The organism is Pseudomonas sp. M2 (assembly GCF_015751845.1).
Lineage (GTDB): Bacteria > Pseudomonadota > Gammaproteobacteria > Pseudomonadales > Pseudomonadaceae > Aquipseudomonas > Aquipseudomonas putida_E.
Map to the genome: position 1 here is coordinate 1,664,031 of NZ_JADOUD010000001.1, position 9,120 is coordinate 1,673,150.

Below are 9,120 nucleotides of genomic sequence, written 5' to 3' on the forward strand. Positions count from 1 at the left end.
CCCCTCCACCCGTAAGACATTTCCTAACCTGCAACCAAATGCTTCTGGATTAAATGCTTTGGGATTTATCCTACGACCGCCGCTGCCGTTTCGCTGTTGTTGCTCACAACCATCAGGGCTAACTTCCCTGGGTCGTCATCTTTGACGATTTGGGTGTGAGAGCCCGCAAACTTCGGCAGTACTGCTATGGCAGCCGCAACGCGGGCAGGCTTCGGCCTGGCTGGCTTATGCCGATCTTTGCCGGTCTCTCACCCCGCGTTCGGCTGCCACCCTATTCTGTGAGAGGAAGACGAAGGGCAGCTCAAATCCAGCCACGATCGGATCTGCACCATGAAGAAAATCGTACCCGACCCACCCCGCTCCAAACTTCTCACCAACCCTTACTTCTCCATCCACAGCGACATGCCCCCTCCAGACGCCCTGGCCCACGCCAGCGAACTGCTGCGCGGCGTCGCCGAAACCATCGACGAACACTGCCGCACCCACGCCGGCGAACCGGGCCTGAGCATGCTCAGCAACGCCGAGCATGCCTGCGAGACGTCCAGAGCCCTGATCGAGCATGCCTTGACTGGCCTCTACAACGCGCAAAGGCAGAGGTGATTCAATGAATGACGCGTTGAAAAACCTCACCACAGCCGGCAGCGAAACCTTCGACCTGTTTCGCCTGCAACCGGGCGTGCCTTTCGAGCACGCCTTCAGCCAGCTATCAGTACTGCTCGGTTGCATCCGCCATCTCACCACCGAAGCCGAAATGGAACACGACCGCCAGGCCGGCAGCGCGGCGCGCATCCTGAGCGAGATGGCCAAGGCGCTGATCGACGACATCGAGCTTGGGCTGAACAAATCCCACTGATGCCACCCGGGCCGCGCTGCGGCCCAATTGCCGGCGATCGAGGGCACAGCCCTCACCTAAGCCCTCCACCCGTAAGACATTTCCTAACCTGCAACCAAATGCTTCTGGATTAAATGCTTTGGGATTTATCCTACGACCGCTGCTGCCGTTTCGCTGTTGTTGCTCACAACCATCAGGGCTAACTTCCCTGGGTCGTTTTCGAACGACAGGGTGTGAGAACCCCGTAAACATGACAGCAGCCTCGTAATGGCGGCCCTGCGTGGGCAGACCTCGGTCTGGCCGGATTTCCCATGTTTACCGGTTTCTCACCCCACGCATGGCTGCCACCCAATCCCGTGAGAAAGGATCGCGTAGGCAGCTCCTGTTGAGTAATCAAACTGGGATCTGCACCATGAAGAAAATCGTACCCGACCCACCCCGCTCCAAACTCCTCACCAACCCTTACTTCTCCATCCACAGCGACATGCCCCCTCCAGACGCCCTTGCCCACGCCAGCGAACTGCTGCGCGGCGTCGCCGAAACCATCGACGAACACTGCCGCACCCACGCCGGCGAACCGGGCCTGAGCATGCTCAGCAACGCCGAGCATGCCTGCGAGACGTCCAGAGCCCTGATCGAGCATGCCTTGACTGGCCTCTACAACGCGCAAAGGCAGAGGTGACTCAATGAATGACGCGTTGAAAAACGTCACCACAGCCGGCAGTGAAACCTTCGACCTGTTTCGCCTGCAACCGGGCGTGCCTTTCGAGCACGCCTTCAGCCAGCTATCAGTACTGCTCGGTTGCATCCGCCATCTCACCACCGAAGCCGAAATGGAACACGACCGCCAGGCCGGCAGCGCGGCGCGCATCCTGAGCGAGATGGCCAAGGCGCTGATCGACGACATCGAGCTTGGGCTGAACAAATCCCACTGATACAACCCGGGCCGCGCTGCGGCCCAATCAGCGGCCACACCCCGCCGCACACCATCATGTCGCCAAGCCAGCACCCCGATTGAACCCTCGGCAAACCCCAACAGTCCACCCTTACAGGCCCACCTTCCAGAGGCCTTCAAGGAGACACCCATGAAAGGTACCGCGCTTTCGGCCCTCTTCGCGGCCGCTACCCTCCTGGCTTCACCGGTGTTCGCTGCTGACGACCTGTGCACTATCAACCTGCAGAAGATCGACGACCAGATGGCCACCGCCGGCGCCACCTCCGAAGGCCTGGACAAGGCCATCACCGAACACGTCGACAAGGCCAAGGCCGCACAGGCGTCGGGCGACACCAAAGAATGCATTGCCATCTCCACCAAAGTGCTCGAACGCCTGGAAAAAACCGACAAGGGCAGCGGCTCGGCCGGTGGCAGCGGAAGCTAAGCTTTGAGCGGGCGGCAAGAAGCGGCTGTCGACGCCGCCCGCGCAAAGGCGTATACTCAGCAGCACGTGCCGAAAGGTACGTCAGCTAGAGCTGAGTGTGGGGCCGATTAGGATTCGACGCCGGTAGCGAAACTCTAGGTGCATGCCGAGTTGGTAACAGAACTCGTAAATCCACTGTTGCAACTTTCTATAGTTGCCAATGACGAAAACTACGAGGGTTACGCTCTCGCTGCGTAAGCAGCTGAGCCCGCTCTCCTGGTAGCTTCGGCTCCAGCAATCATCAGGGGATGCCTGTAAACCCGAAATGATTGTCATACAGAACAGGATCGTCGTGTAGCACGTTGGGGGCAAAGCGACTAAAACTTACCCAACTCGTCCAAAGCACCCTGCCCGTCGGGCGGCTGCGGATTAACTCAATAGACACGGCTAAGCATGTAGTACCGACAGCGGAGTACTGGCGGACGGGGGTTCAAATCCCCCCGGCTCCACCAAATCCTAAAGAAGAAGACGCCCTCGGGCGTCTTTTTTTGTGCCTGAAATAATCACATCGCACCTGCTTGACGTTACAGATCGTTTCGAAATGCAGCGAAAAAGTCAGATTTATCCCCTTTCTTGTAGTCCATTTCCCAAAGATACTCTACAACCCTGTTTTCCGTTGCGGTCGCTTTTCCAGGGTCTTAGTCTCGGTGCGTCGTTGCACATCAACGGCATGACTTTGACAGGTCGCGACGGTAAACAACAAAACGGTTCGTCGTTATGGCGGCTGTACGTGCGGGCACGCTTGCGTGCGCCGGAACTTGTTGTTTCCGCCGGTCTGTCAACCCGCGTACAGCTGCCACCCTCTGTTTGACAGCAGACGGTGACGGCCCTGAAATGGAAGCAATCATGTTGAAGATAGTCCCCGATCCACCCCACCTACTCCACTCCCTGGAAGACACACTGATGATGGCCGCTGACTACGCCTTGTGCGCCGAAGCCGTCGCCCAGCAGGCGATGCAGATGCAGATGCAGCCCAAGTCACCTGTGTCGTTGTTGATCATGATCTCAATGCACGAGCTCGAGGCGCTACGCACATTGCTTGAAGCGGCGCTGGTCCAAATCCAGAAATCCACCGATCCGCAAACGCTGCACTGACCCGCATCATGACCTGCCTGGCCTGACTCTCCCGCACAACGATGAACTTGTAGGCGTCCGGCTTGCCGGCGATAGGGCTAGGCCAGGCGACTACGACTTCAGGGAGATCAAACAGTGACCACCGAAGAAACCAAATTCACCGTCGGCAAAACCACCTTCTTCCAAGGTGAAAACCAGACCCACGCCCTTTTCCGCATCGCAGCCGGCATCCCATGCCAGGCCGCTCGCGAGCAGGCCTCGGAACTGATGGGCTATGCCCGCGACCTGAGCATCGACGGGCTGATGGAAGACAAACCGCAGTTGCTCTGGGCCTCGCACTACCTCTGCGCCCTGGCCAAGGCCCTGCTCGATGATGCAGAACTGGGGATGATGAAAACTTGAGCGCTACTCTGTGCAGGCCAAGCGTGCTCCCGTCGTAAAAGCTAGCTTGGCCAAGTTGCTCCCCGTGTTTTCCACTACCCCTATCGGGCCAATACAAGCGCTGCCATTGGCGGTTCCCAGGTACCAAAGTCTTCAATACCCATCCCACTCGATGCGGTGGTTCTTCCAAGGGCGATCAGTATTCGACAGCACACCCAGTGACCTCCTCGGTGTTGGGGGCTCTCTAACCTCATGGCCATCGCGCGCCAGCTAAACAGTACAGCACTGCACTGCAGCAACCTCCTCGCTAGGCCGGCTATTGCGCCAACGCCGCCCGTCTCTCTCAGTGGAAAGAGACGGGCGCCTTAACACTGCCGTAGCCCTGATCGCACAGTCCTTTGCGGCAATCCCCCCTCATGACAATCGGCAGGACAAACACCGATGTCACAAGCAACAACTTTGTAGATGATTGTGATGAAGCCACAAGCATGCGCGGTGCGTCCATTTTCAGGCGGTAAGGCGTTGTTTCGATTCCTAGTGACACGCCAGTCAGGTCGGACGCCGCTGGCAGTCGCGATATAGATCTTCGACGATTCCAGTGCGTCGCCGCGGCAGTCAACATCCTGTCGCCAATTGCCAGACCTGAAACGGCGGAGGCTGTCGCTAGACACTGGAAAATTCGCTTAAGGCGACTCACGCGCCCCTCAAATGACGTAACGAATGCAGGCAAGCAATTCGGCTGGCAGGAAGTGAGCGAGAGAAAAACAAAAAGCCTGCGTCAATAGCGAAAGGCCTTACAATGCTAAGCCTGATTTCCTACATGCCTTCGGCCCCTCGCTGATACCCAAGAGATAGTCCCGTGAGTGACTCAGACAGATCATCCACGCCACTGGTTGACACAACGAAGCTCGCCGCATCCCTCCAGCGTTTCGCAGATGATCGCGACTGGCAGCAGTTCCACTCCCCCAAAAATCTCATCCTTGCTCTCACCGGCGAGGTAGGCGAGCTGTGCGAGATTTTCCAATGGATGAGCGATGCCGACTCGATCTCCGCCGCAACAGATCCCGAAATCGGCCAAGCCGTGAAGGACGAACTGGCGGACGTACTGATGTACCTGGTTCGCCTGAGCAGCGTACTCGGCATTGACCTCAACGAGGCCGTGACACAGAAACTCGCCTCGAATGGCCAGAAGTACCCCGTAGAGAAAGCCAGAAGCAACAGCAAAAAGTACGACCGACTCTGACTAACACGCACCTAAGGACAATCCGTGATCGTTTACGCTGCGACCAAACAGCAATTTCTCAAAGACAACGATAACGATGACATTGAGGAGGTGATCCTCAGGCATTACAAGGAAGCAACCGGCAAGAACGTTGGCACCTCGGAAATCAGGTCGTGGCAAGGGTCCCTAACGTACATGGCCAAGGTCCTTAGAGATGATGGCCTGCCGAGCGATGCGGGCCTGGCCATTGAATTGCACATTCCGCAGTCGTCGAAGCGAATCGACTTTCTACTCACCGGTCGCGACGAAAAACAGGCAAAAAAGGCCGTACTGATTGAGCTGAAGCAATGGAGCAAGGCCAACGCCACGACCAAAGACGCCATCGTCAAAACGGCGTTGGGTGGCGGCCTCATTGAGACCATTCACCCGTCCTATCAGGTATGGTCCTATGCAGCGCTGCTGGAAGGCTTCAACGAGGCGGTGTATGACAAAAGCATCGAAATCCGTCCGTGTGCCTACCTTCATAACTATGTCAGCGACGGCATCATAGATTCGGCTCACTACGAGCCCCACATCAGCAAGGCTCCACTGTTCCTGAAAGGCCCGGAAGAGCTCAGTAAACTCCGAAGCTTTCTGAAAAAGCATATAACTCATGGCGACAACAAAGAGGTTCTTTACGAACTGTCCGAAGGAAAAATTCGCCCGTCCAAGGCGCTAGCCGAGGCCCTCGCGGGGTTGATGAAAGGCAAACCCGAGTTCGTATTGATTGACGATCAGAAAGCAATTTTTGAGTCGGCGCTGGCGGCAGCAAGCGAGGCCACGGACCAAGCACCCAAGGTGATGATCATCGAAGGTGGGCCGGGCACCGGAAAAACTGTTCTGGCTATCAATCTGCTGGTGAAGCTCACCGAGTTGAAGCTGATGAGCAAATACGTCTCCAAGAATGCTGCCCCTCGCAAGGTCTACGAAAGCAAACTGGTTGGCACCATCAAGCGCAGCCATTTCTCAAATTTCTTTTCGGGCTCTGGGGCATTCATCGACACTGAGCCGAACACATTCGATGCGCTTATCGTGGACGAAGCTCATCGGCTGAATGAGAAAAGCGGGCTTTATGGAAACCTTGGGGAAAACCAGATCAAGGAGCTGATTGATTCAGCGAAATGCTCCATTTTCTTTATCGATGAAGACCAGCGGGTGACCTTGAGCGATATCGGCAGCAAGCAGGCGATTCGCGCCTTTGCGAAAGCCAAGGGCGCTGTGGTTGAAGAATACGTGTTGTCTTCGCAGTTTCGCTGTAGTGGCTCTGACGGTTACCTGGCATGGCTGGATGACACGCTTGGCATTCGCTCGACGGCAAATCCGACGCTTGAGACCCAAGAGTACGAGTTTAAGGTGTTCGACTCACCTCAGGCGATGCATGACGCGATCAACGAGAAAAACCACGGAAACAAAGCTCGTGTGGTCGCGGGCTATTGCTGGCCTTGGTTGAGCAAGAAAGACCCCACCGCTGCTGATATCGTGATTGGTGACTACAAACGCCAATGGAACCTGGATCAGGATGGCAGCCTATGGATCATCGCTGAAAACTCCATCGAGCAGGTTGGCTGCATTCATACCTGCCAAGGTTTGGAAGTCGACTACATCGGGGTGATTATCGGACCAGATCTGGTCGTACGTGACGGTCAGGTAGTGACATCCCCGGATGAGCGCGACAAGCACGATAAATCGATTCGCGGCTGGAAAAAAATGATGAAAGAGCAACCTGCCCTCGCGAAAAGTGAAACAGACCTGATCATCAAAAATACGTATCGAACCCTGATGACACGCGGGATGAAGGGTTGCTACCTGTACTGCACCGACAAAGAGACTGCGCGATACTTCGAGAGTCGGCTTAGCCAACACAGCAATCATTGAAAGTATCGTTCGCCAAGAGCCCCTGTACCTACGGGCGCAGGGGCGACACAAACACGTCTCCGGCAGTCTTTTTTGACTGCCTCCAATCCATGTTTATGTCCGAACCTAAACCTTTGGCGTATCCCCCACCCCATCCCCAACTATCCTAACCATCCAAGCCCCCACCCCCGCCCTCCCCTTGGAGAACCAACCGTGCCCAACGCAGGAAGCGCCCCCCACCGCCCCGGCGCAGTAATCTGGCTAACCGGCCTCTCCGGCAGGCAAATCTTCCTTGGCCAACGCCCTAGCACTCCGCCTGAACCAATTAGGCCACCCCTGCTACGTTCTCGACGGCGACGTCCTGCGCAACGGCCTAAACGCCGACCTTGGCTTCTCCCCCGCCGACCGTCATGAAAACAACCGCCGTACCGCCGAGGTGGCTGCGCTGTTCGCCGATGCCGGGCTGATCTGCATCGCCGCGCTCATTTCGCCTTACCGCGCCGACCGCGCAGCCGCGCGCCGGGCGTGCAAGGCCGGGTTCCATGAAGTGCATGTCAAAGCAGACCTGGCCACCTGCGAAGCGCGCGACCCCAAGGGGCTATACCGTCGGGCACGGGCGGGCGAGCTGAAGGGGTTCACGGGCATCGATGCCCCCTATGAAGCGCCGCAGCACCCCGAACTGGTAGTGGATACCGCTGGCACCACGCTGCAAACGGCGCAGGACCTGCTGTTGGGTTATGTCCTCAAGCAGGTCTTGGCGCCCCAAGGTCTCATGACTCCGGCGTGATCTCGCCACGCTGCCAGCGGGCCTCGCTGTTGCCCAGCGCCTGGGCGATGTCGGCCAGCTTGTCGGACGGCAAGGTTTCCGGCAGCGGATCAAGGCCGGCACTGGCGAACAGTTGGCCGTAGCTGTTGCGCAACTCGGCGTAGGCCAGGTCGCGGCGCAAGTCTGCCTGCAAGGCGTTGAGCTCACCCTGGATCAGTTCCAGCTCGCCAATACCCTGGGCCTGGTGGCGGTTGCGCAGCTGCTCGACGATCTGTTGATCAAGGGCGACCATCTGCTGGCTGGTGGCGAACTGGCGACGCGCCTCGCTGTAGTTGGCGTTGGCCACGTAAAGTTGGGCCAGAATGGCCATCGACATGGCCTGGCGGCGTGCCTCTACCACCTGCTCACCGGCCTTGGCCACATCGATCGAGGCAGGGCCGGACAACACATTGAACAGGTTCCAGGTGACCTTCACGCCGTAGTCGGCCCAGTGCTGGTTGGTCAGGAAGCTGTTGCTGTCGTAATGGCCGCCAGCGGAGAACTCCAGGCCAGGCAACATGCGTAGCATCGACTTACGCACCTCGGCGGCGCTGATGCGTGCCTGGTAGTCCTGTTCGCGCAGTTCGGGGCGTGAGGCAAGCGCCTGCTGCTCAAGGCTGTCCAGCCCGACCTTGAGCTCGGGCACGCTGTAGTCGTCGCTGGCCGCCAGGGTCAGCTCGGTGCCCGGCGGCAAGTTGATCAGCGCGCCCAATTCGGTCTTGGCCAGCGACAAGGCGCGGCGCTGTTCCTCCAGTTGGCGTGTGGCTTCTATCAGCGAACGCTGGTAGTTGAGTGCCTGGATCTGGTCGCCAATGCGCTGCTCGCCCATACGCTCGCTGTTGTCACGCGCCTGCTCGACCCGCACCATCAGCGCATCGATCTGCTTGAGCAGGCGTTCAGCGGCAACCGCCCGCCAGTAGGCCGAGCGCACGTCCTGGATGATGGTCTGCACCACCTTGCGCCGGCGTTCCTGCACGATCAGGCGCTGGTCGCCCTGCTGTTTGGCGCTGACATAGCTGACACCGAAGTCCAGCACGTTCCACACCATGGTCAGGTCCGCCACGTCGCGGTCGCGGTCCTGGGAGGTGGAGGGTTCCAGCGACTGGGTGTTGGTCAGCACGCTGCGGCTGCTGGCGGCGCTGGTGTTGCTGCGCCCTGCATACCCCGCCGACATCGCCATGCGTGGCAGCATGTCGAACGTGGCCAGGTCTACCTGGCGCTGGGCCAAGGCTTCTTCCATCACCTTCAGGCGCGCCTCCAGGTTGTACTTGACCGCGCGGGCCATTGCCTGGTGCAGGGTCAGCGGACCTTGCAGTGCCTCCTGGCCCTTGAACATGCTGGCTAGGTCGTCACGCGCGCGCTGTTCGCTGACGCTGCGCTCGATCGGCTGGGTCTTGACCGCACAACCGGTCACTGTCAGTGCCAACATGCTGATCGCAAATATCCTTGATGCCTTGCTCATCCCCACCGCCCCCTGGTACTGCTTTTTGATATC

11 protein-coding genes and 1 other RNA gene are annotated in these 9,120 nt (G+C 58.4%); 11 read left to right on the forward strand and 1 reads right to left on the reverse strand.

Annotated features, from left to right (window positions below; all coding sequences use genetic code 11):
• Window positions 1-330: 330 nt before the first annotated feature.
• The 11 genes from IWW33_RS07800 (at window position 331) to cysC (ending at window position 7,607) form a co-directional block, all read left to right on the forward strand.
• Entirely contained in the window at window positions 331-600 is a 270-nt protein-coding gene (locus IWW33_RS07800; RefSeq protein WP_115273537.1) for a hypothetical protein, read from the forward strand.
• Between the two features lie 4 nt (window positions 601-604).
• Entirely contained in the window at window positions 605-853 is a 249-nt protein-coding gene (locus tag IWW33_RS07805) for a DUF3077 domain-containing protein (RefSeq protein ID WP_161871123.1), read from the forward strand.
• Between the two features lie 391 nt (window positions 854-1,244).
• Window positions 1,245-1,514, forward strand: a complete 270-nt coding sequence (locus tag IWW33_RS07810) for a hypothetical protein (RefSeq protein WP_115273537.1) — start codon at window positions 1,245-1,247, stop codon at window positions 1,512-1,514.
• A 4-nt stretch (window positions 1,515-1,518) separates the two neighbouring features.
• Window positions 1,519-1,767 carry a DUF3077 domain-containing protein gene (locus tag IWW33_RS07815; RefSeq protein WP_115273536.1) on the forward strand — a complete coding sequence of 83 codons (249 nt, stop codon included), beginning with the start codon at window positions 1,519-1,521 and terminating at the stop codon, window positions 1,765-1,767.
• A 150-nt stretch (window positions 1,768-1,917) separates the two neighbouring features.
• Window positions 1,918-2,211: a hypothetical protein gene (locus tag IWW33_RS07820; RefSeq protein ID WP_174142461.1), complete on the forward strand. Its 294-nt coding sequence runs from the start codon at window positions 1,918-1,920 to the stop codon at window positions 2,209-2,211.
• Between the two features lie 99 nt (window positions 2,212-2,310).
• Window positions 2,311-2,702, forward strand: a transfer-messenger RNA (tmRNA) gene (gene ssrA, locus IWW33_RS07825).
• A 394-nt stretch (window positions 2,703-3,096) separates the two neighbouring features.
• Window positions 3,097-3,345 carry a hypothetical protein gene (locus IWW33_RS07830; RefSeq protein ID WP_174142462.1) on the forward strand — a complete coding sequence of 83 codons (249 nt, stop codon included), beginning with the start codon at window positions 3,097-3,099 and terminating at the stop codon, window positions 3,343-3,345.
• A gap of 114 nt (window positions 3,346-3,459) precedes the next feature.
• On the forward strand, window positions 3,460-3,726 hold the full coding sequence (locus IWW33_RS07835; protein ID WP_125923549.1) for a DUF3077 domain-containing protein: 267 nt from the start codon (window positions 3,460-3,462) through the stop codon (window positions 3,724-3,726).
• 838 nt (window positions 3,727-4,564) lie between these two features.
• Window positions 4,565-4,948, forward strand: a complete 384-nt coding sequence (locus tag IWW33_RS07840; protein ID WP_161872191.1) for a nucleotide pyrophosphohydrolase — start codon at window positions 4,565-4,567, stop codon at window positions 4,946-4,948.
• Window positions 4,949-4,972: 24 nt separating this feature from the next.
• A complete protein-coding gene (locus IWW33_RS07845) occupies window positions 4,973-6,841 on the forward strand; it encodes a DUF2075 domain-containing protein (protein WP_174142463.1) in 1,869 nt (622 codons plus the stop codon).
• Window positions 6,842-7,112: 271 nt separating this feature from the next.
• Entirely contained in the window at window positions 7,113-7,607 is a 495-nt protein-coding gene (gene cysC / locus IWW33_RS07850; RefSeq protein WP_231386146.1) for an adenylyl-sulfate kinase, read from the forward strand.
• Here the strand turns inward: cysC and IWW33_RS07855 are convergent.
• Entirely contained in the window at window positions 7,591-9,087 is a 1,497-nt protein-coding gene (locus IWW33_RS07855) for a TolC family protein (RefSeq protein ID WP_174141107.1), read from the reverse strand. The genes cysC and IWW33_RS07855 overlap by 17 nt on opposite strands.
• Window positions 9,088-9,120: the final 33 nt, after the last annotated feature.